The 25,508-nt window shown below is 42.1% G+C and carries 22 protein-coding genes; 14 read left to right on the top strand and 8 right to left on the bottom strand.

The features are described 5' to 3' along the window. Window positions 1-3: 3 nt before the first annotated feature. Window positions 4-1,152: a 4-hydroxyphenylpyruvate dioxygenase gene (gene hppD, locus ACQ76V_RS00110; protein ID WP_440998425.1), complete on the bottom strand. Its 1,149-nt coding sequence runs from the start codon at window positions 1,150-1,152 to the stop codon at window positions 4-6. Between the two features lie 212 nt (window positions 1,153-1,364). On the opposite strand from hppD, the gene paaA reads away from it, so the two are divergent. From paaA to ACQ76V_RS00050, 12 genes are all read left to right on the top strand, one after another. Further along, on the top strand, window positions 1,365-2,291 hold the full coding sequence (paaA, locus tag ACQ76V_RS00105) for a 1,2-phenylacetyl-CoA epoxidase subunit PaaA (RefSeq protein ID WP_440998424.1): 927 nt from the start codon (window positions 1,365-1,367) through the stop codon (window positions 2,289-2,291). A 44-nt stretch (window positions 2,292-2,335) separates the two neighbouring features. Further along, window positions 2,336-2,653 carry a 1,2-phenylacetyl-CoA epoxidase subunit PaaB gene (gene paaB / locus ACQ76V_RS00100; protein ID WP_440998423.1) on the top strand — a complete coding sequence of 106 codons (318 nt, stop codon included), beginning with the start codon at window positions 2,336-2,338 and terminating at the stop codon, window positions 2,651-2,653. Next, on the top strand, window positions 2,650-3,444 hold the full coding sequence (gene paaC / locus ACQ76V_RS00095) for a 1,2-phenylacetyl-CoA epoxidase subunit PaaC (RefSeq protein WP_440998422.1): 795 nt from the start codon (window positions 2,650-2,652) through the stop codon (window positions 3,442-3,444). The genes paaB and paaC overlap by 4 nt, the downstream gene beginning before the upstream one ends. A gap of 75 nt (window positions 3,445-3,519) precedes the next feature. Then, entirely contained in the window at window positions 3,520-4,029 is a 510-nt protein-coding gene (paaD, locus tag ACQ76V_RS00090) for a 1,2-phenylacetyl-CoA epoxidase subunit PaaD (RefSeq protein ID WP_440998421.1), read from the top strand. A 73-nt stretch (window positions 4,030-4,102) separates the two neighbouring features. After that, the gene (locus ACQ76V_RS00085) at window positions 4,103-4,885 is read left to right on the top strand and encodes an enoyl-CoA hydratase-related protein (protein ID WP_440998420.1); all 783 of its coding nucleotides are present in this window, start codon (window positions 4,103-4,105) and stop codon (window positions 4,883-4,885) included. Window positions 4,886-5,014: 129 nt separating this feature from the next. Then, complete coding sequence (locus ACQ76V_RS00080; RefSeq protein ID WP_440998419.1) at window positions 5,015-6,178, top strand: 3-hydroxyacyl-CoA dehydrogenase NAD-binding domain-containing protein; 1,164 nt, start codon at window positions 5,015-5,017, stop codon at window positions 6,176-6,178. 63 nt (window positions 6,179-6,241) lie between these two features. Further along, window positions 6,242-6,673 (top strand): hydroxyphenylacetyl-CoA thioesterase PaaI, encoded by a 432-nt coding sequence (gene paaI, locus ACQ76V_RS00075; RefSeq protein ID WP_440998418.1) that lies wholly within the window; start codon window positions 6,242-6,244, stop codon window positions 6,671-6,673. A gap of 79 nt (window positions 6,674-6,752) precedes the next feature. Continuing rightward, window positions 6,753-7,958 carry a 3-oxoadipyl-CoA thiolase gene (pcaF, locus tag ACQ76V_RS00070; protein WP_440998417.1) on the top strand — a complete coding sequence of 402 codons (1,206 nt, stop codon included), beginning with the start codon at window positions 6,753-6,755 and terminating at the stop codon, window positions 7,956-7,958. A gap of 87 nt (window positions 7,959-8,045) precedes the next feature. Beyond that, entirely contained in the window at window positions 8,046-8,651 is a 606-nt protein-coding gene (locus ACQ76V_RS00065; RefSeq protein ID WP_440998416.1) for an acyltransferase, read from the top strand. 66 nt (window positions 8,652-8,717) lie between these two features. After that, window positions 8,718-10,775: a phenylacetic acid degradation bifunctional protein PaaZ gene (gene paaZ / locus ACQ76V_RS00060; RefSeq protein ID WP_440998415.1), complete on the top strand. Its 2,058-nt coding sequence runs from the start codon at window positions 8,718-8,720 to the stop codon at window positions 10,773-10,775. 213 nt (window positions 10,776-10,988) lie between these two features. Continuing rightward, window positions 10,989-11,192, top strand: a complete 204-nt coding sequence (locus ACQ76V_RS00055) for a four helix bundle protein (protein ID WP_440998414.1) — start codon at window positions 10,989-10,991, stop codon at window positions 11,190-11,192. A gap of 87 nt (window positions 11,193-11,279) precedes the next feature. Beyond that, complete coding sequence (locus ACQ76V_RS00050; protein WP_440998413.1) at window positions 11,280-12,041, top strand: enoyl-CoA hydratase/isomerase family protein; 762 nt, start codon at window positions 11,280-11,282, stop codon at window positions 12,039-12,041. A gap of 5 nt (window positions 12,042-12,046) precedes the next feature. Here ACQ76V_RS00050 and ACQ76V_RS00045 read toward each other — a convergent pair whose 3' ends face one another. From ACQ76V_RS00045 to hisC, 4 genes are all read right to left on the bottom strand, one after another. Then, complete coding sequence (locus ACQ76V_RS00045) at window positions 12,047-15,079, bottom strand: two-component regulator propeller domain-containing protein (RefSeq protein ID WP_440998412.1); 3,033 nt, start codon at window positions 15,077-15,079, stop codon at window positions 12,047-12,049. 103 nt (window positions 15,080-15,182) lie between these two features. Further along, window positions 15,183-17,009, bottom strand: a complete 1,827-nt coding sequence (locus tag ACQ76V_RS00040; RefSeq protein ID WP_440998411.1) for a sensor histidine kinase — start codon at window positions 17,007-17,009, stop codon at window positions 15,183-15,185. Window positions 17,010-17,201: 192 nt separating this feature from the next. Then, a complete protein-coding gene (locus tag ACQ76V_RS00035) occupies window positions 17,202-19,304 on the bottom strand; it encodes an alpha-ketoacid dehydrogenase subunit alpha/beta (protein WP_440998410.1) in 2,103 nt (700 codons plus the stop codon). A gap of 34 nt (window positions 19,305-19,338) precedes the next feature. Next, window positions 19,339-20,451, bottom strand: a complete 1,113-nt coding sequence (gene hisC / locus ACQ76V_RS00030) for a histidinol-phosphate transaminase (RefSeq protein ID WP_440998409.1) — start codon at window positions 20,449-20,451, stop codon at window positions 19,339-19,341. Window positions 20,452-20,634: 183 nt separating this feature from the next. Between hisC and ACQ76V_RS00025 the strand changes: the two genes are divergently transcribed. Continuing rightward, the gene (locus tag ACQ76V_RS00025) at window positions 20,635-21,327 is read left to right on the top strand and encodes an SDR family NAD(P)-dependent oxidoreductase (protein ID WP_440998408.1); all 693 of its coding nucleotides are present in this window, start codon (window positions 20,635-20,637) and stop codon (window positions 21,325-21,327) included. 72 nt (window positions 21,328-21,399) lie between these two features. Next, window positions 21,400-22,074, top strand: coding sequence for a hypothetical protein (locus ACQ76V_RS00020; RefSeq protein ID WP_440998407.1), 675 nt, complete (start codon window positions 21,400-21,402; stop codon window positions 22,072-22,074). Here ACQ76V_RS00020 and ACQ76V_RS00015 read toward each other — a convergent pair whose 3' ends face one another. Genes ACQ76V_RS00015 through ACQ76V_RS00005 form a run of 3 tightly spaced genes read right to left on the bottom strand, consistent with a single transcriptional unit; the run spans window position 22,075 to window position 25,285 of the window. Then, the gene (locus tag ACQ76V_RS00015; RefSeq protein WP_440998406.1) at window positions 22,075-23,025 is read right to left on the bottom strand and encodes an SGNH/GDSL hydrolase family protein; all 951 of its coding nucleotides are present in this window, start codon (window positions 23,023-23,025) and stop codon (window positions 22,075-22,077) included. 30 nt (window positions 23,026-23,055) lie between these two features. Then, window positions 23,056-23,742, bottom strand: a complete 687-nt coding sequence (locus ACQ76V_RS00010) for an SIR2 family NAD-dependent protein deacylase (RefSeq protein WP_440998405.1) — start codon at window positions 23,740-23,742, stop codon at window positions 23,056-23,058. A 28-nt stretch (window positions 23,743-23,770) separates the two neighbouring features. After that, a complete protein-coding gene (locus ACQ76V_RS00005; RefSeq protein WP_440998404.1) occupies window positions 23,771-25,285 on the bottom strand; it encodes an acyl-CoA dehydrogenase family protein in 1,515 nt (504 codons plus the stop codon). Window positions 25,286-25,508 lie beyond the last annotated feature (223 nt).

The following is a 25,508-nucleotide window of genomic DNA, read 5'->3' as shown; positions in this document are numbered from 1 at the left end:
GCCTTAAAGATTTCCTCGTTTATCCTGCTCACGTTCAATAGCCTCAAACAGTGCTTTAAAGTTTCCTTTTCCAAATCCTCGAGCACCCTTTCGCTGAATGATCTCAAAAAAGAAGGTCGGTCGATCTACTACCGGCTTGCTAAAAACCTGCAGTAAGTATCCTTCATTGTCACGATCAACAAGAATACCTAATTCCTGCAACTCAGTAATGGGCTCGTCAATTTTTCCGACGCGATTTTCTAACTGCTCGTAATATGTCGTAGGAACATGTAAAAATTCGAGTCCCCGTCCTTTTAGCTCCTTCACGGTTTTGATAATATCGCCCGTCAGTAAAGCGATATGCTGCACCCCGGGGCCTTCATAAAAATCCAGAAATTCTTCGATCTGAGACTTCTTTTTGCCCTCAGCTGGTTCGTTAATCGGAAATTTAATCATCCCACGTCCCCCCGCCATCACCTTGGACATCAAGGCCGAATATTCCGTCGAAATATCTTGATCATCAAAATGAATGTACTGCGTAAAACCCATCACATCACGGTAGAAATCAACCCACTCATTCATCTTTCCTTTTTCGACATTCCCAACACAGTGATCCACGTACTGTACACCTACCGGATCTATATTTTTAATCGGAGATTCCGTGGGTTCAAATCCGGGCATAAAAATCCCCTCATAATTCGACCGATTGATCAAGGTGTGAATAGTATCTCCATAAGTAGCAATAGCTGCTTTGCGGATAGTTCCATGCTCATCTTCAAGCTCATGTGGTTTTTCCATCCCCTTCGCTCCACGCTTAACGGTTTCTTTATAGGCTCGATCCACATCTTCCACATGCATAGCTATATCATGTACGCCATCTCCATGTTGAGCAATGTGCTTGGCAATAGGAGAACGGCTGTTTAGCGAAGAAGTCACCAAAAAACGGATATTTCCTTGCTGCAGCAGATAGGAAACCCGATCTCTGTTTCCGGTTTCCAACCCACTGTAGGCCTTCAGTTCAAATCCAAAAACCGTTTGATAAAAATGACAGGCTTGCTTGGCATTTCCTACATAATGCTCTATATAATCAACATCCTGTAAGCCGAGATGGTCATCAAATTCCTCCTCAACTGGTCGGTCTAAAGTAGCGGTCTGATTAGGTTGTGCTCCCATCCTATGTTCTCCTCTTTCTTTTTTTATGTTTAATATAAGATAATATAGTATCCAACGGTTTACGTCTCAAATTATTTAATTATCTTCCCATATTGCTTATAAGATTAATGATCTCAGCACGTTGTACTGAATGTATTTGTTTAATTTGATGTTCATGTATATGTTCGAGTGAAACCGGTTTCAAAAATGTAAATTATGAGTGACCAAACAAGATGAAAACTTTTCAGGAACGTATCGATAACGGAGAAACAATTGAGCCTAAAGATGATATGCCTGATCGCTACCGACAGCAACTTATCAGGATGATGTCACAGCATGCGCATTCTGAAGTGGTGGGTATGCTACCAGAAGGCAACTGGATTACCCGCGCGCCCTCCCTTCGACGAAAGATGATTCTGCTTTCCAAAGTACAGGATGAGGCGGGACATGGACTTTACCTATACAGTGCTACTGAAACCTTAGGGGCAAGTCGACAAGAAGTTATCGACCAGCTGCTCGAAGGTAAGGCAAAATATTCAAGCATTTTTAACTATCCAACGCTTACCTGGGCGGATGTGGCCGTAATCGGCTGGCTGGTAGATGGGGCTGCAATCATTAATCAAACTATGTTAGCTCGCAGTTCTTATGGCCCGTATTCTCGGGCGATGGTGCGTATCTGTAAAGAAGAAAGTTTCCACAAGAAACAAGGCTACGAAATGGTAGCGACAATGGCCGATGGTACTCCTGAGCAACAGGATATGATTCAAGATGCGGTCAATCGCTGGTGGTGGCCAACCCTAATGATGTTCGGTCCTCATGATGAAGATTCACCCAACAGTGCTGAGCTGATTAAGTGGGGCGTAAAATCAAAAACGAATGATGAACTTCGCCAAAGCTTTGTTGACCGTCATGTGCAAGAAGCCCATACCGTAGAGCTTGAAATTCCGGATCCTGATTTAGAATACAATGAAGAAACTGGTCACTGGGAGTTTGGAGAAATTGACTGGGATGAGTTTTGGAATGTGGTCAAAGGCAATGGACCTATGAACAAAGAACGGATGAAAGCACGTCGTGAAGCCCATGAAAATGGCAAATGGGTGCGCGAAGCAGCTGAAGAATATGCTGGGAAACAGAAATTGAGTGAAGAAAAAGCAAGTTAGATCATCGTTACTTTTTTAGAGTCAATCTTATTACATACAACAACATGAACAACCACAAAACAAAATCAGAAAAAGAAGACACGCAGTGGCCGCTCTGGGAGGTATTCACCCAGCCACGTGACGGCAAACCCCATGAACATGCGGGTAGCTTGCACGCTCCAGATGCCGAAAAAGCCTTAGAAAATGCACGCGATGTATATGCTCGGCGTAAAGAAGCCGTAAATATTTGGGTAGTGCCCAGCGACCAAATTGTAGCATCCAAAGGTGAAGACGCCGGACCCTTTTTTGATCCAGCCGATGACAAGCCATACCGACACCCTCAATTTTACAGTGTACCCAGAGCTACAAAACGACGATCATGAGTACTACAGCTGCTAAATCAACAAATGTAACAAAACAGGAAGCCCTATTTGAATACTTGGTACGGTTGGCTGATGACCGCCTTATCTTGGGACACCGACTCTCGGAATGGTGCGGACACGGGCCAATCTTAGAGGAAGACATTGCGTTAGCTAATATTTCATTGGATTATATTGGTCACGCAGCTAATCTCTATGAGTATGCTGTTGAAATTGAGGGTGAGGGACGGCACCGCGACGATTTAGTCTATTTCCGAAACGATCCCGAATACAAAAATTTAAAGCTTGTTGAACTGCCAAAAGGTGATTTCGGATTTACCATTGCCCGACAGTTTTTGTTTTCCTCTTACAGCTATTATCTGTATCAACTGCTATCTGATGTAGAAGATGAGCAGTTCCGTGGAATGGTTGAAAAGCATTTTAAAGAAGTAAAGTATCACCTTCGTCACAGCCGCGAGTGGGTATTACGACTCGGGGACGGTACCGAAGAAAGTCATCAACGTATTCAGGATTCCTTTGACGATATCTGGACTTACATCGGCGAACTATTTTACCAAGATGAAATTGACGATTTATTACAAAATGAGGGATTAGCTGCTGATACGACAACCTTTAAATCGGACTGGAAAGACTTAGTGACCGATACCCTTGAAGAAGCGACTTTGGATGTCCCTGATTGGGATCAATTTATGGTAGAAGGCAGTCGCAAGGGGTTGCACACCGAACATCTGGGGCACCTGCTGGCCGAAATGCAGCACTTGCGGCGCTCGTATCCCGATGCCAACTGGGAGTAATTTACTGTTATCGGTTGTTAGTTAGTAACATTACCACACTAATAATCCTTAGCAGTACAACGTTAATGGTATGTTATGGCTTCTGTAACCACATATAATAAAGATGAGATTTGGGATCTGCTTTCTGAGGTAAAGGATCCTGAAATCCCGGTATTGTCGATCATAGAACTCGGTATTGCCCGGGAAGTGACTATTGATAATGGTACGGTTATGGTACGCATCACCCCTACCTATTCCGGATGTCCGGCGATGAAAGCCATAGAGAACGAAATTGAGAAAACACTGCGCATAAACGGCATTCAAAACTTTGAGATTATTAAAGATTTTTCTGAAACCTGGACTACCGACTGGATGCCGGATGAAGCCAAAAAGAAATTGCAGGAGTATGGTATTGCGCCTCCGGGCAAGATGGAAAAGGATGATGATTTTCTAAAAAATATTAAGGGATCAAGTCGGGTTATTCCCTGTCCCTATTGCGATTCAACGAATACCGAACTGCAAAGTGAGTTTGGCTCCACAGCTTGTAAATCGCAATATTATTGTCACGACTGCGACGAGCCCTTTGAACATTTTAAATGCATATAGCCCATAGATCTATGCTGATTACAACAGCTATTTTAATCCGTTCAAAAATCCGCTGCTAAAAATATTAAACTATATGAGTGAATTTATTTCTACTTCTCTTGAGAATAATATTCTGACTATCACTCTGGATCGTCCCAATAAGCTCAACAGCTTTATAGAGCCGATGGCTAAAGAGCTACAACGAGAACTTACCAATGCAACGCGAAATGAAAATGTTCGTTGTGTGTTGCTCACCGGCAATGGGAAGGCATTTTGCGCCGGACAAGATTTGCCGGAAGTTGTTGATAAGGGAGACGATTATGAACTTGGTAAAACCGTTCGAAAAAGTTATAACCCTATTATCAATGCCATTCGGGAGCTTGACAAACCTGTTGTTTGTGCCGTAAATGGAACAGCAGCCGGAGCCGGCGCTAACATCGCTTTCGCCTGCGATATCGTACTTGCATCCAACGAAGCTGTTTTCGTGCAATCGTTTAGCAAACTTGGATTGATTCCTGACAGCGGTGGTACGTTTTTCCTTCCGAGATTAGTTGGCCTGCAACGAACCAATGCCATGTACTTGCTGGATGAGAAAATATCTCCTAAAAAGGCCGAAGCAATGGGACTTATTTATAAGGCAGTGGAAGCCAACGAACTTATGGATCAGGCTCAATCCGTCTGTCAAAAGTTGGCCCAAATGCCTACCAAAGGCTTTGCACTCTACAAAGAGGCTATCAACCAATCGTTATCTAATAATTTAGATAAACATCTTGAGCTGGAAGCTGATCTGCAAACCGAGGCCGGCCAAACTGATGATTATCACGAAGGGGTTCAGGCTTTTCTGGAAAAAAGAAAACCTGAGTTTAAGGGTAAATAAATCTTTGTTTCAATTTCAGGGACATTTTTTCTCTATGTTGGCGCCTCTTTTTAAAATTTGCTGAGTTGGTTTTAGAATTGAAATCATTATTTTCAGAGTGCAAGAATTCAAAAACAACTATCAAGAAAAATGAAAGATGAGATCATTGGTGTAGTAGGCGCCGGAACCATGGGTCAGGGCATTGCCCAGATTGCATCCCAAAACAATCACAAAGTGTATTTATATGATGCTTATCCTGATCAGTTGGGAAAAGCTAAACATGCTCTGCGTAAAATACTGCAGCGTCAGGTTGAAAAAGATCGTATGACCCAAGAAGAAGTGGATGGAGTCATGGACCGTATCCACTTTGAAGAAGATCTCACTAATTTTGGTGAATGTAGTTTGGTCATAGAAGCTGTGATTGAGGATCTGGACATCAAACAGGATGTCTTTCAGCGTTTGGAGGGTATTGTTTCTCGTGATTGCATTCTGGCTACCAATACCTCCTCCCTGTCCATTGCTTCGATTTCATCAGCACTTAAGAAGCCCAAACGATTCCTGGGGATTCACTTTTTTAATCCGGCGCCCATTATGCCCCTGGGGGAAATTATTCCCGGCATTGCCACTTCCGATGAAACCACAAAATCAGCCAGAAAGCAGATCGACGACTGGGGAAAAACGACCGTTTTAGCCAAAGATACGCCCGGCTTTATCGTCAACCGTGTAGCGCGTCCGTTTTACAGTGAGGCTATTCGTCAATACGAAGAAGGCGTAGCCAACGTCCCCACTATCGACTGGGCGATGAAGGAAATTGGCGGATTTCGAATGGGACCTTTCGAACTAATGGATTTCATTGGTCACGATGTGAATTACAAAGTAACCGAGACGGTGTTTAAAGAATTTTTCTATGATCCCCGATTCAAACCCTCCTTCACGCAGAAAAGACTTGTTGAAGCTGGCTGGTTAGGAAAAAAGACTGGCAAAGGATTCTACGAATATGGCGATGACGCTGAGAATCCCAAACCAACCAAAGACAAAGAACTTGGACAAAAAATTGTCGATCGAATCTTAGCTATGCTAATCAACGAAGCCGCTGATGCCGTATTTATGAATGTGGCTACGGTTAAGGATGTGGATTTAGCCATGACCAAAGGCGTCAACTATCCCAAAGGTTTATTGAAATGGGCTGATCAAATTGGCTTGCAGCAGGTTCTTGATCGCATTTCGCGATTGCAGACAGAATACCGGGAGGATCGATACCGCCCAAATCCATTATTGAAGAGAAAGGTGCGAAATAACAGTACATTTTATTAGCCGCAGATATTCACGAATATTGACTGATTTAATCCGTGCTGACCTGTGTAAAACAGTGGCCAAATGAACAAGCAGAAATTAGCTGAAAACGTAGTTGATAAAATGATGGCGGATGATGCCTTCAGTCAATGGCTGGGCATTGAGGTCATTGAGATCAAGCCCGGCTATGCGAAACTTGAGATGAAAGTTAGACAAGAAATGACGAACGGATTCAATGTTTGCCACGGAGGCGTCACTTTCTCACTGGCCGACAGTGCCCTGGCCTTTGCCTCCAACAGCTATGGCCGGGTCGCCGTTGCCATGGAAAACAATATTTCATTTATGAAAAAGGTTTTGCCCAATGATACCCTAACTGCAGAAACGGAGGAGCTCAGCCTGGGCCGACGTATTGGTGTTTATAACATCAGTATTAAAAACCAAAAAAATGAGCAAGTAGCCCTTTTTCGCGGAACCGTTTTCAGAACACAAGAATACCATTTTAAAGAAGATAATTAGAACATGATATTGAGTTATGAGAATGCACAGATAAAATCGACCTGTCTCAATACTCGATAGTCACAACTCACTACTCTTTATGTCTGAAGCCTATATTATTGATGCTATTCGAACCCCCATTGGAAAATATCGAGGGGCTCTCTCCCCTATTCGAGCCGATGATCTTGCGGCATTGACGATTGAAGAATTAATGAATCGAAATGATGATATTGATCCCGAACGCATTGAAGATGTTATTTTTGGATGTGCAAACCAAGCCGGGGAAGATAATCGGAACGTGGCACGGATGGCTGCGCTACTGGCAGGACTCCCGACCTCGGTCCCGGGTGAAACCGTAAATCGACTTTGTGCTTCGGGCATGAGCAGTGCGGTTATGGCCTATAAATCTATTAAGGTGGGCGAAGGTGATCTGTTTATCACCGGCGGAATGGAACACATGACCCGCGGACCGATGGTGCTTGGTAAAGGAGAAGCTGCTTACTCCGGAAATACTGAAATGCATGATACGACCTTTGGATGGCGTTTTGTAAACCCTAAAATAGATGAGCAGTATGGCAGCGAGGCAATGGGCGAAACAGCTGAAAATATTGTCGATAAATTTGGCGTAAGTCGCGAGGACCAGGATAAATTTGCAGCTTGGTCGCAACAAAAAGCGGGTCGTGCTACCGATAGCGGACGACTGGCTAAAGAGATTATGCCGGTGAAAATCCCGCAGCGGAAAAGTGATCCTATTATCTTTGAAAAAGATGAATTTGTTCGCCCCAATACCACCGTTAATGTACTCAGTAAACTGCCAGCTGTTTTTCGTGAGGATGGATCTGTAACCCCGGGAAATGCCAGTGGCATTAATGACGGATCTTGTGCTATGCTCGTGGCCGGTAATTCTGCCATCGAAGATTTTGATTTAGAACCGATGGCACGTATTGTTGCTTCTGCAGTCGTTGGTGTTGAGCCGCGTATTATGGGAATGGGGCCCGTTGGTGCTACCAAAAAAGTGTTGAAGCGCACCGATCTATCCCTTGATGATATAGGTATTATTGAATTGAACGAAGCATTTGCTGCACAAAGTTTGGCAGTATTACGTCAGTTAGGCATCGAGGATGAAGATCCGCGCGTAAACCCGAACGGCGGCGCTATTGCACTGGGACATCCGTTGGGCATGTCCGGAGCTCGATTACTTCAAACAGCCTCGATTGAACTGCATGAGCAAAACGAACAATATGCGCTTTGTACCCTCTGTGTTGGAGTTGGTCAGGGTATGGCAGTTATCTTAGAAAAAGTGTAATTCTTCATAACCCCTAAGTCACTCAATGCATTAAGCATGATTATTTTTTGAGATCTTAATGCCTTAATGGTAATCAGAGATTTTGTTATGGCAATATACGAATTTGAAGGATACAAACCGGTGGTCGATGAAAGTGCGTTTGTGCATCCACAGGCAGCGGTGACCGGAAATGTGATCATCGATAAAGATGTCTACATTGCTCCCGGTGCAGCTATTCGCGGCGACTGGGGTAAGATTGTGATTAAAGATGGTTGCAACGTACAGGAAAATTGCACCATCCACATGTTTCCAGGCGTAACGGTAGTACTCGAAGAAAGTGCTCATATCGGTCATGGTGCCATTATTCACGGGGCTCATATTGGACGCAACTGCCTTGTAGGGATGAATTCCGTGGTGATGGATAATGTAGAGTTGGGAGATGAATGCATTGTCGGAGCTATGTCATTTCTCAAAGAAGGAATGGAAATTCCCAAACGTAAACTGGTCGTTGGTAATCCTGCGAAAATTATAAAAGATGTCTCCGATGACATGATTAAATGGAAAACGAAAGGTACAGAACTATATCAACAACTGCCCGGGCAACTGCATGACTCTCTGAAAGAGTGTGAACCACTTCGGGAGGAACCCAAAGACCGACCGAGTCAATCAGCGAATTATGATACGTGGGGAAAACAAAAAAATAATCAGAATTAGCCGCAGATCTTCACAGATTAGAACGGTTTTTTTCTGTGTAAACCAGTGGCCTAAAAGTATTTAACCATGCAAGTAAAAAGCTATATCAAAGGCGAATGGATTGATCGAGGAGAATCAAAAGATCTTATCAGTGCAGTTACCGGTGGTCCGGTGGCTCAGATGTTGGAAGCCGATCTGGACTACAAGGGGGCCTGCAAATATGCACGTCAAAAAGCAGGTCCCGAACTTCGGAAAATGTCCATTCATGAACGGGCCTTTAAAATTAAGTTTTTGGCTCAGCATCTGCTGGAGCGTAAAGAAGACTATTACGAGCTCTCAACGCATACCGGAGCTACCCGACAGGATTCCTGGATTGATATCGAAGGCGGCATCGGCAGTATGTTTACGCTGTCCAGTAAATCACGCATTGAACTTTCTGATCTTCCCTATCATGTGGAAGGCGGCCATGAACGACTATCGCGCGAAGGGACCTTTGTTGGGCAGCATATTTGCGTGCCACGACAGGGTGTAGCCGTACATATCAACGCTTTTAACTTCCCGGTCTGGGGCATGCTGGAAAAAATGGCCCCCTGCATTATTTCCGGGATGCCAGCCATCATAAAACCGTCGCCCACCGGCTCATATCTGGCTTACAAGGTTTTTAAGGATATGCTGGAATCGAATCTTCTCCCCGAAGGAGCTATTCAGTTTATTGCCGCCGATGTCCCGGGAGATCTTTTGGATCATCTAAACAGCCAAGATTCGGTTTCTTTCACTGGCTCTGCTACTACGGGACAGAAGTTAAAATCCCATCCCAATATTGTCGCCAATAACGTGCGCTTTAACCTTGAGGCGGACTCGTTGAACTGCTCCATTCTTGGTGGGGATGTCACCCCAGATATGGAAGAGTTTGATTTGTTTATAAAAGAGGTGGCCAATGAAATGACCGTAAAATCGGGTCAAAAATGTACCGCAATACGAAGGACTATCGTCCCAAAAGAACGGGTCAATGACGTTGTTGAAGCACTAAAAAATCGTCTGCAGAAAACAACTGTTGGTGATCCGGGGCAAAAAGAAACGCGAATGGGTCCATTGGCCAGCGCCACGCAAGTAGAGCGTTTTGAGCAGCAGGTTTCGTCCCTCCTGGAGACGACTGAATCAGTATACAGTAACGGCAATGGTCAGCATAATGGGGCTTTCACCAATCCCAAAGTACTGCTTTGTCACAGACCGCTGGAGGTCGATAATATTCACAAAGTGGAAGCTTTTGGACCAATGACCACCGTAATGCCGTACGAATCAAATGAAGAAGCGATCGAGCTGGCTAACAAAGCGGATGGATCGCTGGTGGGATCACTTTTTACGGCGAATGATGATATCGCCCGCGAAGTCACATTGGGTTGTGCCCCCTATCACGGGCGATTTATGGTGGTTAACCGTGATTGTGCGGATGAATCAACGGGACATGGTTCGCCCATGCCTCACATGGTACACGGAGGACCGGGTCATGCCGGCGGCGGACAGGAATTGGGAGGTGCTCGTGCTGTTATCCACAATATGCAGCGTGTGGCGCTTCAGGGATCACCAACAACCCTGACAAACATTACTAATCAATACATAAAAGGAGCGGAAACCAAAGAGGCTGAAACTCATCCCTTTCAGCAGTATTTTGAGGATTTGGAAGTCGGAGAAGCACGAACCACTGACACACACACAGTAACTGAGGAAGATATTGAACGATTTGCAGATTTATCCGGTGATGAATTTTATGCTCACACCGACCCGGAAGCGGCCGAGCGCTCTCTTTTTGGTGAGATTGTGGCTCATGGCTATTTTGTACTTTCAAGAGCGGCAGGGCTCTTTGTTCATCCCGATGAGGGACCGGTAATCCTGAACTATGGATTAGAAAATTTACGATTTACGAATCCCGTTGCTCCCGGCGATACCATCCAGGCCAAGCTGATCGTGAAGCGGAAAACGGTCCGTCAGAAAAAAGCTAAAGATAAATTTCCGTTTGGAATTGTTTATTGGGATGTAGAAGTCACAAACCAAGATGACGTGTTAGTCGCTGAATATACGATTCTAACACTTATCAAACGCCGTGAAGTACTGGATATGGATATTTTTGAGGGAAATGAAGATTAGTTTACCACAGCTCTGCACAGATTGAACTTTAATGTAAGGCTGCCTCCTTAAACTGATCTTGCTGTTAAGGAATCCAAAATTCCGAAATCAGAATGTATAAGACAAATCATGAGGAAACCAGCCAAAACATTTAAGGATCTAATTGTATGGCAAAAAGCACATGAATTTGTTTTATAAGTTTATTCCCAAACTGAGGATTTCCCAAAAACAGAGTTGTATGGTTTAACTTCACAATTTAGAAGAGCAGCTGTATCTATAGCAGCAAACATTGCAGAAGGTTTTAAGAAACGCGGCAAGAAGGATAACGGGCGTTTCATGAATATTTCTCAGGGTTCTTTAGAAGAATGTAGATATTATATCATTTTATCCAAGGATCTTGGTTATTTAGAGGAGTCTGAACTTATTCCAAAAACATGAAGATGTGAGTAAACTTATTGACGCTTATTCAAAGGCTATTCTGATATTCTTGTAAATAAAAAATTTCAAAATAATCCAATATAAACCATGCCTGACAACGGAGAAATTACGACCAATATTGAAAACAACATTGGAACCATTGAATTTTATCATCCCAAGGGAAATTCTCTGCCGGGAAAAATGCTGCGGGATTTAGCCGATACCATTACCCAAATGGGCAAAAATCCCGATGCATATGCAATCGTGCTTAAAAGTCGGGGAGATGGCGCCTTTTGTGCGGGGGCTTCGTTTGATGAGCTTATTGCCATCGATAATTACCAGGAAGGGAAACATTTCTTTATGGGATTTGCACTGGTGCTTAACGCTATGCGTCAGTGCCCCAAGCTTACTATCGTCCGCGTGCAAGGGAAAACGGTAGGAGGCGGAGTAGGTATTGCATCAGCTGGAGATTACACCATAGCACACGAATCCGCGGCTATTAAGCTGAGTGAGCTGGCATTAGGCATCGGTCCGTTTGTAGTTGGTCCTGCCGTAGAACGCAAAGTGGGAACCTCAGCATTCAGCACGTTGTCGGTCGATGCTTCGAGCTGGAACTCGGCCGAGTGGGCTCGAGAAAATGGACTCTTTTCAAAAGTCTGCGAAAATCACTTTGACCTGGATGAGAAAGTAGAATCGTTGGCAAAACAGCTTGCCGGTTACAGTCCCGATGCCATGAAAGAACTTAAAAAAGTGCTTTGGAAAGGAACCGAGAACTGGGATGAGCTGCTGGAAGAACGGGCGGAAATAAGCGGCCGATTAGTGCTCTCTGATTTTACCAAGAACTTTATAGAAGAGTTTAAAAGCAAGTAACAATCCTACGCAGGAAGTTTAACGGAAGGGGTTTCTTTTTCGAATTCGAGCAAAAATGTGGTTCCCCTTTCGTTACTCTTCCACCCTATCTCTCCTTCAAGTTGCTGCCCTAACGTCTCGATCAAGGTGATCCCCAAACTTTCATGTCTAAAATCTTCATGCTCTCCGGGCAACCCCTTTCCATTATCTTCAACCGCAATTTTTACTTTCTGGCTCTCATTTAATGAGATCGATATATCTATGATTCCAGAATCTTGGTCGGTAAAAGCATGCTCAAAGGCATTACTGACCACCTCATTAAGGATTAATCCACAGGGAATACCCTGATCAACTCCAAGCTTAAAGTCATCAATATTTGTATTTACCTCGATATCTTTATTGGGATTACTAAATGAGTAGGCCACAATATCAATAAGCTCATTAATGTACTTTTCGAAATCTATTTCGGCCAGCCTTTCATTCTGATAAAGTTTTTCGTGGATCATAGAAATAGACTGTACACGGCGTTGGCTCTCCGACAAAACACGATTGGCAAATTGGTTATCGGCATGATCCATCTGCAATTCAAGCAGACCGGAAATTACAGCCAGATTATTTTTCACCCTATGATGAATTTCTTTAATCAGCACTTCTTTCTCTTTAAGAGCTGCCGTTAAATGTTCTGTTTGTTTATCAACGCGCTGCTGAAGCTGCTGCTTCTCCCACTTATGCATTCGATACCGTACCAGTGCATAAGCAAACCCCGCAAACATTAGGGCGACGATGCTGAAAAACCAATACGTTTGCCAAAAAGGAGCCGCAATTGAAAAACTATATTTCGCTTCATTCGCTTTCCAGCCGGATTGTCCCATTCGGGCCTGAACAATAAAAGTATAATCGCCGGGATCTAAATTTGTGAATACCGCCGAATTTTCTTTTGTAACCGGCATCCAATCTTCATTAAATCCCTCAAGTTTATAACGATATCTTATATTCTCGGTATTTGTAAATGAAAGCCCTCGGTAAGTAAACTCAAAAATATTTTTCTCGGCCGGGAACGTAGCTGAAGGAAAGTCAAGACTTCCATTATGATATTGCAGTTGATCATTATAATCAGACCAATTTACGGGCACACTATTTGCCTTAATATCTGTAATATTTAATGTTGCAAGAGACATATCTCCCAATTCATCCGGCCTAAAACCGACCAACCCACTCATACTACCCATCCAAGCCTGTGACTGGTCTTGAGTGGCCAAAGCCTGAAAGTTAAACTCTAACCCTATACCTTCATCCGATAAGGGATAATGGGTAATCGGCATATCCCCTGTTTCACGATAGGTATTCACATCAAGCTTTTGCAATCCACCATTAGTAGCCTGCCATAATAATCCATTTTCGTCGAACCAAAGAAAATGAGCATTCAACAACCTCATCCCATCTTCCTTGTCAAAACTATCGATATCAGCGAGCTCATTATTTTTTACTGATTTTAAAACAGATACCCCTCCCCGGGTTCCAACCCAAATACCTCCCTGCTCATCCTGCGTTATACAATTCACCTGATTATGAACAAGTCCGTCTTCAATTCTGAATGTTTTTATAGTTTCTCCGTCAATGAGATTTAAACCATAGTAAGTTCCAACCCATATTCTGCCCTGTTCATCTTCATAAACTTGAAAAATTGAATCATCAGCAAGCCCATCATCAGTAGAAAAATGCTTAGCCTCTCGACTTTCCAGATTTACTTTATACAAACCTGTATCCGTGCCAATCCAGAGGTTATTAGAAGAGTCGACCATCAGGTTATAGATATAAAGTTCTTTTAAACCATATTTCTCAGAAAAATTCGTATAGGTTTTACCATCAAATTCCATGAGAGTACTGTCCGGCATAGCAATAAGTTTCTTACCATTAGGTAACCCAACAATATTCCAAATGTATTGGTTATAATAATCTTCAGGCAGCGGATGGTTTTTAAAGATATTCCCATCAAAAGATACTAACCCTTCTGTTGTTCCCAGCCAAAGAACATTTTCCATATCTCGATGAATGCTTAATACTTCGTTGGTTGTAAGTCCGGCATCCGTGTTATAGAAAACAAATCCATTTTCCTTATACAGATTAACACCGTCTTCATCAGTAGCTATCCAAACTTGGTTATTGTGATCTTCAAATAAACTATAGGTATTATTACTGCTGAGACCGTTTTCCTCCGTTCTTTGCCTGAACTGCCCCTCTTCAAAGATGTAAATTCCCTGGGATCTTGTTGCAATCCAGAGCCTGCCATCAGATGTTTCAATAATATCGTAAACACTATCAAGGCTATTATCATTGACAGATCTAACCGGCTCAAAACGGGTACCATTCCAGATCGTTATCCCATTGTCGGTAGCAAGCCAAATATCTCCATTTTTACGTTCAATAATCTTATACACCCTATTTCCGGAAAGTCCATCTCCTTTACTGTAGGTTTTAAATTTCTTTCCGTCATAAATCGAAAGTCCGTTCCCTGTCGCTATCCAGACATCACCGGTGCTTCTTTCCAAAAAATCCCAAACAATATTGCCGGATAACCCATCGGAAGTTGTTAATCGATCCACTTTATTATCCTGCAAGATAAATACCCCTCCCTTGTATGTAGCAAACCATATACTGCCGTCACTAAGCTGATTCATCCCCCCAATCGAATATTGATCGAGAGAATCATTTTTTATGGGATATACCAAGCTGTCTCCCTGAAACCTGGCCACCCCTCCTTTATCGGTTGCAACCCAGAGATTATCATTAGAATCAACAAGTAGTGCTTCAACAAGGTTATCCTTGAGTCCCTCTTTCATCGTATAGTTTGTAAACTCTGTCCCATCGAATTTTGCCAACCCGCCGCCGTAGGTAGCCATCCAGATATAGCCATCCTGTGTCTGCGTGATATCATGAACCTGAGCCTGGGGTAAACCGTTACTTACGGAATAGGTTTTAATATTATAGCGCTGTGCAAACAGCAACGCGGGCAAAAGGGAAAAACAAAAAATGATTAACAAAAACTTCTTACTATTCATTAACGATCATTTTATTTAGAATAGAATATTTCGTTAGAGATATGAGTACTTATAAATAATCGATGTCCTAATAATTGTACATTCGTAAAATATTCCAAAGGAATCAGATTTTTGTAACTTCCTCTGGAGTAAACAAAACCTCGATATGAGCACCGTCATCATTATAAAATTTTAGCACACCATTTAGCTGTTTGGCCAATGTTCTAACTAAGTTCAACCCCATTGATTCGGGATTTCTGTCTTCTTCATGAATTCCAATACCATTATCGGCAACTTTTGTCAAAACTTGATCTCCGCTCCGTTTAACCGTAACACTAATTACTCCACTACCACTATCAAAAGCATACTTAAAGGCATTGTTTACCAACTCATTGATTAATAACGCACAAGGAATTGCTTGATTTACGGTCAGGGTTATTTCTTCAAGATTAGATTGCATCTCGATATCAGAGTTATCATCCATATACACATCAGATATTGTTGCCAATAAATCATCCAAATAACGGTTAAATTGGATATAAGAAAGCGATTCTGATTGATAAAGTTTTTCGTGAACCAACGCAATGCTTTGCACACGCAAATGGCTTTGCTGCAAAGCAGATTTTGCATTGGAACTTTCTGATTCCCACATCTGCATCTGTAACAATCCCGATATAACGGCCAGATTGTTTTTAACACGATGATGAATTTCTGCCAGTAATACTTCTTTCTCTTTGAGTGATTCGGCAATTTTCTGCTGGGCGGCTTTTTCCGAACTTATATCACTGGCAACAAATACATACTCCTTAACTCTTTCCTCCTCACCCTTTATTGTACCTCTTGAAATACTTACCGGTATCAAGTGCCCATTTTTATCTTTTAACTTGCCCGTGTAGGTCTTGTTGGCATCCCCAATCGATTCACCCAAAATTACTTCCGGCATCTCCTCAAAAATGGAATCAACAGATATCCCCACCAATTCATCTTCTGTACGATCAAGAGTTTTAAGTGCAGCAGAATTGACACGCAAAATCTTAAAATTACCATCTGTCACTACCAGTAAATCAACCATAGCTTCAATTATGCTATCTACATAATCGCGCGAAACAGTTGTTTTACTCAAATTCTCTGCCATCTGATCAAAGGTATCACTCAGCTCTCCTAATTCATCGTTCGAATCATAATTAATGCGATTTTGTAAATTTCCGCGGCCAAGACTTTGGGCAGCATCCGCAATTTTAGCAATAGGATTTGCTATCGATCTGTAAACAAACATGGAGAGAGCTATTGCAATAATTAAAACTATGCCAGTGGCAATAACTAAGATATAACCTACTCTATCGAGTTGACTGTTTAAGCCGGCAATTTGTTGCTGGTGGTTTTGGTGGATCTGATTTCGCAACTGCTCAATATTAGGCAATAAATTCGATCGGAAATAAGGCTCTATGGTTACCGTAAAAAATTCTTTTCGATCCTGATAGTTGTTGCTGCTAATATTTTGGAATTGAGTGAGAAGGGCCGAATAATTTCTATACTTTTTCTCTAAATTCTCCAACAATCTAAGCACTTCCGAGGAATCAACAGGGTGTTCAAAAATATTTTCCGGCTCTTTTTTTACTAATGTTCTTAATTCTTCAAGACTCTGTTCAAATTTCCCAAGTGATTTTTTAATCTCTGCAATCTGTACTTTTTTGGTTTTATTGCTCCTACTATACTCCATCGAAAGACTTTCACGATAACTGTCTTCCAATAAATATTGCGTTCTCGTTAAGCTTTTGAAAAGCTGTAATCCCAGTTCACCGGCTAAGGTAACCTCCTGAATAGCCTTATCACTTTCATAAGTGACCTGATCTTTTACCACATCATTGAAAAAGGAAGCCGTGAACCCTATTCCTCCTACAAAAAGAGCTACGATTAAGAAACTACTTATTAACTTGGTGCTAAGTTTCATGGAAATGAAAAATTCAACTGTGTCCCTAATTAATACCGTGAAACAACATAGGAAAGGTTTTGCTTGTTATATCCCTAATCCCATAAATATACTTTTTATATTATCATGCATTTAGTCCACTGCATGATTTCGATCAATAATAGATTCTAAAAGAAGCTATTATCAACCGTTTTTGAAAATTAAATTATTGACCTAAAAGGCCACTAAGGCTTCTATTTTCTCCTTAATTTTTTTGGATGTTGGTAATACAGCATCCATTAAGCCAACATTATAAGGAACGGGAATATCTGGCATGGTAAGCCGTTCAATAGGAGCATCCAAGTATTTGAATGCCTCTTGAGAGAGTAGAGCACTGATCTCAGCGCCAAAACCGGCTGTTTTGGTATCCTCGTGAACAATCAAACAGCGATTGGTTTTTTGGACAGATTCTAATACCGCTTCTTTATCCCACGGCATGATAGACCGGAGATCTATGACATCAGCAGAAACATCCATTTCATTTACAGCAATTTCTACCTGTTCACACATGGCACCCCACGTTACAATAGTAAGGGCTTCCCCTTCCTGCAATTTTTTCGCTTTGCCAATAGGTACTACAAACTCATCACCCGGATATGGCTGTCGAGCATATTTGGCATCCAATAAATTACGATGCTCAAAAAAGATCGTTGGATTATTGCTTCGCATGGCAGATCGTAAAAGCCCCACCGCATCTTGTGCATTGCTGGGCATCACAACCTCCCATCCCACGGCATGAGCAAAAAAGACCTCATTGCTGAGGCTATGCCATGGGTCACCACATTTGGCAAACCCCCCGGGCATACGCACAACAATAGGCGCCGCAAATTGATTAGCCGTACGCCAGCGGATAGTCCCACAGTTATTAAGCTGTTCGGTAGCCGGATCGGCATACTTGCGAAATTGTATTTCAGCAACGGGCATCAGTCCAGAGTAAGCTAATCCTACAGAACGACCGATAATACCCTCTTCGGATAGGCTGGTATCAAATACACGCGAATCGCCATACTTGGTTTGTAATCCCATTGTAGCGGCATGAACCCCTCCCTTCGCTCCCACATCTTCACCAAAAACCATCAGGCGGGGATTCGTTTCAAGTTCGTAATCCAGCGTCTTTCGAATGGCTTCTACAATATTAATGCGTTGCTTGCCGGCTTTGGGCGTCCCCGAACTCTCAGGAAAAGTATATCCAGTGGGGGCTAGCCCGCCAATAAGCTGTGTATCCAAATTTCCATTGTCATCCGTTTCTGAAAAAGCATAGCGCTCTGTTGTCTTGGGATCGGGTTCCGGACGTGATAATGCAGCTTCAGCAACTTCCTCAATATCTTCTTCGGCCTTTTTCTCCAGTTCCTTCCAGTCATCACCCGAAAGATTGTCGGGTACTAAAAACGTTTTTAGATGATCCAGCGGATCGTTTTGCTGCTCTTCTTCGATCAATTCTTCGGATTTGTAGGCCTGGTTATCCTGGTACGAATGACCGTTAAGACGAGGCATCGTCAAGTGAATGATTGCCGGTCCTTTACGGTCACGCACATAGTTGACTGATTGACTAATGAGATCAGCAGCTTCAACCGGATCGGTTCCGTCCCCATCAAAAATTCTGATATTTTTAAAGGAATACAGATTCTTTGCAATATTACCGCCTGGCGTCTGAAATTCACCCGGGACCGAAATACCATAACCATTATCTTCAATATAAAATAGTATGGGTAAATCCTGAGTGGTAGCAATGGTCAGTGCCGACCAAAAACCATTGGTCGCTACCGACCCTTCACCGCCCAAGACAACAGAAATTGCGCGCTCATATTCTTCTTCGTTGAGCTGGTTTTGATGATATTGGATTCCCTGAGCCCAACCGATTGCAGGAGTGTACTGCGATCCTACATCACCAGCCATTGGCAGCACTGTAGGCCCATCGTTTCCGGGTTTGTTGCAAACCACACCAATATCACGACCATCACTATATCCTCCCGATTTAGCCATGGGTGCGGCCATGGCATCTTCCAAACTTAATCCTAATGAGAGCATTAGGGGACGAGAGCGATAATATGCGCTGGCGGCGTCGTGTTTATGAGTAAGTTGTGAACCCAATAAAATCTGCCCGAGCTCATGTCCTCGTGCAGAAAACTGATACAAGACATCTTTGTTAGGAACAAGCTCATGTTCCTCTTTATCATCCATAGCTCGAGAGGTTAACATCAGCTTTGCCAGCCCGTTCCAATCGATCGATGATATGATTTGGGGCATTTCTTTTTGTTGCTCTTCGTTAGTAGGCATATCTGTTACTTTTTTATAAGCTTATTTGAAATTTCTATACGTTCATCACCTTCTCAAAACTGTGTTCAAAATGCTTCATCTCCTTTTTTCGTCCAATAGTAATCCGCACACAGTTAGGTAAACCAAAAGCATTAATTCGGCGCAAAATTACGCCCTCTTCAAGCATAGCCTGGGTAAAATCAATAGCCTGCTGTTCATTAGGTAAAATCATCATTACCGAATTAGAAATAGACGGGATATAATTGACATTGTGTTTTTCAAAAAATTGGTAAAGTCTACTTTTTCCTTCTTGGACGATATCTTTCGTTTTTTTCAGGAACTGCTGGTCACCCAATGCGGCCAAAGCTGCTGCCTGTGCCGGCGTAGTGGGTTCAAAAGTTAGCTTCGTTTTCATCATTTCGCTGATTATCTCCTCAGATGCAATGGCATACCCAATCCGAAATCCAGCCAATCCGTAGGCTTTCGAGAAGGTTCGGAGCGTAATCACATTATCGTAGTCATAGTCCAGTGAGTGGGGATAGTCAGCGACTTCTTTGGCATACTCATAATAAGCCTCATCCATTACTACGAGAACATCGCTTGGCACTCTACGAATAAAACGCTCAAACTCAGAATCAGTAATATACGTGCCAGTAGGGTTATTGGGATTGGCGATGTAAATCATCTTTGTCCGATCGGATATTTGCTCAACCATTGCATCCAGATCAAAACGATAATCATCAGTTACGGGCACCTTGTTGATAGATATTCCTCGAATATTTGCCTGAACAAAAAAGCCTACAAATGTAGCATCGGCTGTAATTGCTTCCTCATGATTCAGGAAAAAAGTACGGCAAAGATTGGCTATCACACTTTCTGATCCCGCAGCAATCATGACATTTTCCGGCTTTACATTATTCTGCTTGGCCAACATTCTACGGAGTTGCCTGGAAATCGGGTCTGGGTAATCCTGAATTTCCTGCATCGCCTTCACAACTTCATGCTTCACATCCGGGCTGCATCCCAACCTATTTTCGTTCGAAGCTAACTTGGAAATCTGTGGAGGCTGATACTCTTTTTCAACTTCTGCAATGGTTTTACCTGCCACATAGGGAGACAAATCTCGAATGTTAAACGGCACTAACCGACGTTCACTTGAATCAGCCATGATTACCAATATTCTGACTAAATTTAAAACTTCAATTTGGGCAAATACGCATAATTTCCGGCTATAAATATGAATAAATTAGGTCACTTTAACAACGCAAGGCAGGCAAAACTTTTATAATTAGAACTACGTTGTAAGGTCTCATTGGGATTTGTACATTCACTAAAAAATTAAACTGTATTTATGTCAAAAGTTGCTGTCGTTACCGGAGCGAGTCGCGGAATAGGAAAGGAAATTTGTGAAAAACTTGCTGATAAAGGACATCATGCTGTTGCTGTTGCCCGATCGGAACAACCATTAAGCAAGTTGGCCGGTTCTTATCCCAATATTTCTGCCATCCCTACTGATCTTACCGATCAAAGGGATGTTGACAAACTGATCAAACTCCTTGAAAAGGATTTCGACAATATTGATATCCTTATCAACAATGCAGGGATTTTAATAAATAAATCGTTTGAAGAACTTACGTTAGAAGACTGGCGATCACAGATCGAAAGTAATTTGATCAGTGCAGTACACATTACCAAAAAGATGCTCCCTTTGTTTAATGACCCAGCTCACATTGTAAATATTAGCAGCATGGGGGGATTTCAAGGAAGCGCTAAATTTCCAGGTCTCGCAGCATACAGCGTTTCTAAAGGAGCGCTAAGCATTTTAACCGAATGTCTCTCTGTTGAGTTTTCGGAAAAAAATATTAAAACTAATGCACTTTGTCTTGGAGCCGTACAAACGGAAATGTTTGAGGAAGCTTTCCCCGGTCTGGAAGCACCGGTGAATGTAACAGAAATGGGAGATTATATTTCCGATTTTGCCTTAGAAGGCTCTACGTTTTTCAATGGGAAAATTCTTCCCGTAGCACTCGAAGATCCTGAATAATAGTAAATGGGATTCTTAACCGATATTTTCTACATTAACGCTGTAATTTTAATTACATAGCAATCAAGGGTCGTGAAAAAACATTTCGTTCTATTACTCATTGTTATTTTCGGCATTGCATTTTCCCAAAATAAAGTACAAGCCCAATCTATAGAACTATTAGGCAGTAGTACCTTAAATGGAGCTATGAATGGTGTACTACTCGGCGGTGCTACTATGGCGCTGCAAAATTCCAATGATTATAGACCAGTTGAAATAGGACTTGGAGCAGGCACACTGTACGGCATAGGAATGGGCGCTTATGATATATCCCAAATTGATAAAGGCGAACAATTTTATATATCGGGCACTTTTAATGATGGTACAAATCGGTCAATACTGGTATTACTTGATACCATCTACGGTGCAGCTGGTGGTATGGTCGTCGGAACTTCTATTACCCTTATCCTGCAAGAAAGGGTTGAAAAAGGGTTACAATATGGAGCCGGCGTTGGTGCCTGGCTGGGTATGGGATTTGGATTAATGGATGCTTTCATGCTTGCTGATAAGCCTGCTAATCTGCAGGCTTCAAGTAATTCGTCCCAACATAGCGTTAACGGACTTATCACTTACAGTAATGCTAATCAGTCTATACAGGTAGGAATGGTTAATCCTGAATTTATTGAACAGAAACAGCTTTCAAGCAAAAGCTATGGCACCAGCTATAAACCCTCGTTAAGTATTCTCGAATTGAAGATTACTCTTTAATTAATCTTCAGCTCCTGCCTCGTAATCATCGGGCGTATCAAATTGAGCACCTTCTTCAGGTTCTTTCGCTAATGCCAAATAACGGATAAGCTCTTTAACAGTATTTGAATGTCCTGAGAGTGAAGGGTGTAATCCATCACTTAAATAATTCCACGCTGCAGGACCCGGTTCTTCCTCTTCCTGATCTTCAACGCTGTCATCTTTGTCTTTCATCCGTTCACCGAGAGGATCGACGATGTATCCCTTTTTACCGGTCAAAATTTCTCGATACTGGCTTAAATCTTCCTCAAAAATATCAAAATGAAAAAGTCTCATCTGTTGTTGCATTTCGGTAATAACCGGAGGAGGTGTAAGCCAGATAAGTGGATTATCCGTAACTTCACTTACTACCGTTTCAATAGTATTCAAGTTTTCCCAGTAATCAGCCAGTGATACCAATGTGCGATCGGGAGAAACGTGCAAACGCTGTGCATCAAAGGTACCCAATGCCACAATAACCCAATCCGGATCATGATCCAACACATCACGATTTAACCGTTTGAGTGCATCGGTAGAAGTATCATAAGAAACCCCACTGTTCACAAAGGTCAAGTCTGCACCTTCCAATCCAATTTCAAGCACATGCTGAAAAATGTTGAACCAGCTTTGTAAATCATCCGTAAGAGAATCACCAATAGCAACAATAGTATCTCCCGGTTCAAAGGGAAGATCTTCAATCCATTCAGCAACTTCTCCATCTTCCAACAATTCAATTGCAGCCTCTTTAGCATTAGATGCAAAACGCTCGCGAAGTTCAGTTAACTCTTCTTTTTCTAACCCCATCAATTCCGCCATGGCTGCTTTATTCTCAATACCGGGTAGTAATGGGTATCGCTTTTCCAGGTTCAAAAACTGCAATAGGTAATTCTCTAAAACTTCTTTCTCTTCTTTACTTGCCTTATAATCACACATAAATAATACGTTGTCTCAAAAATTATTTTTCTAATTTTCTAATAAATCCTGAACTAACTTTGGGGTTCCTTCTGCTGCAGTCTCTTGAACGTGCTCCCATCCCTCAAACGTTCGAAGTTCGGGAGTGGCAGGATCAATAATAAATTTTGGGATATTTTGATCTACCAAATCTACTAACCCCGCTGCCGGATAAACGACAAGTGAAGTACCAATCACTATCAATATATCGGCCTCTGGGACAATATTTGCCGCTTTTCGCATATTCGGCACCGGTTCACCGAACCAGACCACATGAGGCCTAAGCTGAGCACCATCTTCGGCTGTATCTCCCACTTCAATAATATCTCCACCAATATCATAGACAAGAGAGGGATCTTCTTCACTGCGAACCTTCGATAGTTCTCCATGCAAGTGTACAACGTGCGAGGAACCGGCACGTTCATGCAGATCATCAACATTTTGGGTGATAATCGTCACATCGTATTGCTCCTCTAATTGAGTTAATGCCTTGTGACCTGGGTTGGGATCGACCGAATGCAGCTGCGTTCTTCGCTGATTGTAAAACTCTAATACAAGTTCTTTATCTCGTTCCCAAGCCTGTGGGGTGGCTACCTCCTGTATGTCATGGCCTTCCCACAGACCATCAGAATCACGGAAGGTTTTTAATCCGCTGTCGGCACTCATACCAGCACCGGTCAGAACTACTACCTTCTCCATAGCAATGAACTTAGAATTGGTAAACCTCTTATTGACTATGAGCGTGTTGTGGGAGAATTGATTCTAACCAAGAACTTGATTCTTCATAATTTTCAACTACATTTTGAGTCTTTTCATTGGTAAAGGTTGAAACCATTCGCTCAACATCTGTTTTAAGTACAGAGATTGCATTATCAATAAGCTTTTGATTAAAACCCTTGTCAGCAAGGCGCAAGGTAAACTCAAGTGAAATTACACGACTCAATATCTTACCCAACTCTACCAATCGATCTTGCGCTAAAGTATGATCAATTTTGAAATCCAAGAGATCGGAAAAATAATCGGATGCCCGTTTCGTGAGCTTAAAATCGCTTAAAAATTCGTGCAAATTTTTAAGCTTGAGCTTACGCATATTCTTTAAGACCGATTCAGATATCTGTTGGTAAAGAATATCATTGGATCCCTCAAATATCTGGAACGGACGGCTATCAATAAGTGACCGTCCGGCTATATGATCGAGTCGGTATCCCTTGGCTCCTGTGAGTTGTAGTAAAGATTGAGACGCTTGCTGCATTAGATCCGTCGTATAGGTTTTAATAGCATTCGCAGAAAGATCCATATTAGATACATCTTTGGTAAGCGGTACATTTTCACTTGTAAATGCACACATAGCAGAACATACCGTAAACGAAGACTGTAACCTATTTAATCGTTTTTTTACCTGATCATAATTAAACAAACTTTGTCCTCCCACATAACGTTCTTTGCAATGAGTGACAGCCTCATCCATCAATCGCTTCAAAAAGCCAATACCCATACCGGGAAATTGCAACCGACTCCGATGCAACACATCCAGCATCATTTTAATACCTATCGATTTAGGTTGTAGTTTATACTCTTCTGGCACAGTAATATTGATTTTGTTCCTTCCATATGGAAGCATGTACAATCCTAAATTTTTGTAATATTCTTCCACTTCAATACCACCACGCTTACTATCATGGATAAAGAAACCAATATCACGACCTAAATCGCCACTATTATTTTGCTTTCGAGCTGTAATCAACCAAAAATCTGCTGCCCCTGTTAAGCCAGCCCAATGTTTTGTCCCATTAATTTCAAAAACATCCCCCTCATCTGATTGTACCTTTTTAAAAGATGTTTCCATATGCAAGGCATCAGAACCAAAATCGGGCTCTGTAATCATCAGTCCACCCATATTTTTTTCATACAAAAACCGATCAAATATCGACTGTTTAATTTCTTCACGCCCATAATTTGCTACCGGTTGTAAAAAAAGTGCCCCATTAATTCCCATCATTAAGGAAAGCGGAAGCGATTGATATGAACTGGCTTCCAACATCGATAACGCTTCGTGAGTTTCAGCTCCGCGACCACCGTATTCTTCAGGAATAAATACACTCAGGGGTTTGCAATCCATTACTTGATCAAATATTTCATCAGGCAAACCGCGGCTTAAACTTAACTCATCAATATCACTTTGAACATTAAAGAGACTGTGTAACTTATTTTTATATTGGTTGATAAATTCAGAAAAGTCCATAACCACTAACAAATTTTGAGAGAGTTTAAAGCATCTATACTCTTAAAGTAAAATGTCCTTACAAACCTTTAATATACCGAATAATATTCCTTGGTAAAAACATCTCAGAGTAGTTATTCATTGATTTTACACTTTTAATCAATCTCAACAAAAAAAGCCCTACACGCGGGGCGTGCAGGGCGGATCGAACGATAAAAAAAAGAGCGGGCGGGGACCTACGCTT

The sequence above is a fragment of the Fodinibius sp. SL11 genome, from assembly GCF_052060035.1.
Classification (GTDB): domain Bacteria; phylum Bacteroidota; class Rhodothermia; order Balneolales; family Balneolaceae; genus Fodinibius.
The sequence above is the reverse complement of the archived record's forward strand: the minus strand, read 5'-3'. Positions and strand labels throughout refer to the sequence as shown.

What these genes read in the sequence shown, in the direction of transcription:
- hppD (WP_440998425.1), bottom strand. Translation starts at nt 1,152, where the DNA reads ATGGGAGCACAACCTAATCAGACCGCTACTTTAGACCGACCAGTTGAG.
- paaA (WP_440998424.1), top strand. Translation starts at nt 1,365, where the DNA reads ATGAAAACTTTTCAGGAACGTATCGATAACGGAGAAACAATTGAGCCT.
- paaB (WP_440998423.1), top strand. Translation starts at nt 2,336, where the DNA reads ATGAACAACCACAAAACAAAATCAGAAAAAGAAGACACGCAGTGGCCG.
- paaC (WP_440998422.1), top strand. Translation starts at nt 2,650, where the DNA reads ATGAGTACTACAGCTGCTAAATCAACAAATGTAACAAAACAGGAAGCC.
- paaD (WP_440998421.1), top strand. Translation starts at nt 3,520, where the DNA reads ATGGCTTCTGTAACCACATATAATAAAGATGAGATTTGGGATCTGCTT.
- ACQ76V_RS00085 (WP_440998420.1), top strand. Translation starts at nt 4,103, where the DNA reads ATGAGTGAATTTATTTCTACTTCTCTTGAGAATAATATTCTGACTATC.
- ACQ76V_RS00080 (WP_440998419.1), top strand. Translation starts at nt 5,015, where the DNA reads ATGAAAGATGAGATCATTGGTGTAGTAGGCGCCGGAACCATGGGTCAG.
- paaI (WP_440998418.1), top strand. Translation starts at nt 6,242, where the DNA reads ATGAACAAGCAGAAATTAGCTGAAAACGTAGTTGATAAAATGATGGCG.
- pcaF (WP_440998417.1), top strand. Translation starts at nt 6,753, where the DNA reads ATGTCTGAAGCCTATATTATTGATGCTATTCGAACCCCCATTGGAAAA.
- ACQ76V_RS00065 (WP_440998416.1), top strand. Translation starts at nt 8,046, where the DNA reads ATGGCAATATACGAATTTGAAGGATACAAACCGGTGGTCGATGAAAGT.
- paaZ (WP_440998415.1), top strand. Translation starts at nt 8,718, where the DNA reads ATGCAAGTAAAAAGCTATATCAAAGGCGAATGGATTGATCGAGGAGAA.
- ACQ76V_RS00050 (WP_440998413.1), top strand. Translation starts at nt 11,280, where the DNA reads ATGCCTGACAACGGAGAAATTACGACCAATATTGAAAACAACATTGGA.
- ACQ76V_RS00045 (WP_440998412.1), bottom strand. Translation starts at nt 15,079, where the DNA reads ATGAATAGTAAGAAGTTTTTGTTAATCATTTTTTGTTTTTCCCTTTTG.
- ACQ76V_RS00040 (WP_440998411.1), bottom strand. Translation starts at nt 17,009, where the DNA reads ATGAAACTTAGCACCAAGTTAATAAGTAGTTTCTTAATCGTAGCTCTT.
- ACQ76V_RS00035 (WP_440998410.1), bottom strand. Translation starts at nt 19,304, where the DNA reads ATGCCTACTAACGAAGAGCAACAAAAAGAAATGCCCCAAATCATATCA.
- hisC (WP_440998409.1), bottom strand. Translation starts at nt 20,451, where the DNA reads ATGGCTGATTCAAGTGAACGTCGGTTAGTGCCGTTTAACATTCGAGAT.
- ACQ76V_RS00025 (WP_440998408.1), top strand. Translation starts at nt 20,635, where the DNA reads ATGTCAAAAGTTGCTGTCGTTACCGGAGCGAGTCGCGGAATAGGAAAG.
- ACQ76V_RS00015 (WP_440998406.1), bottom strand. Translation starts at nt 23,025, where the DNA reads ATGTGTGATTATAAGGCAAGTAAAGAAGAGAAAGAAGTTTTAGAGAAT.
- ACQ76V_RS00010 (WP_440998405.1), bottom strand. Translation starts at nt 23,742, where the DNA reads ATGGAGAAGGTAGTAGTTCTGACCGGTGCTGGTATGAGTGCCGACAGC.
- ACQ76V_RS00005 (WP_440998404.1), bottom strand. Translation starts at nt 25,285, where the DNA reads ATGGACTTTTCTGAATTTATCAACCAATATAAAAATAAGTTACACAGT.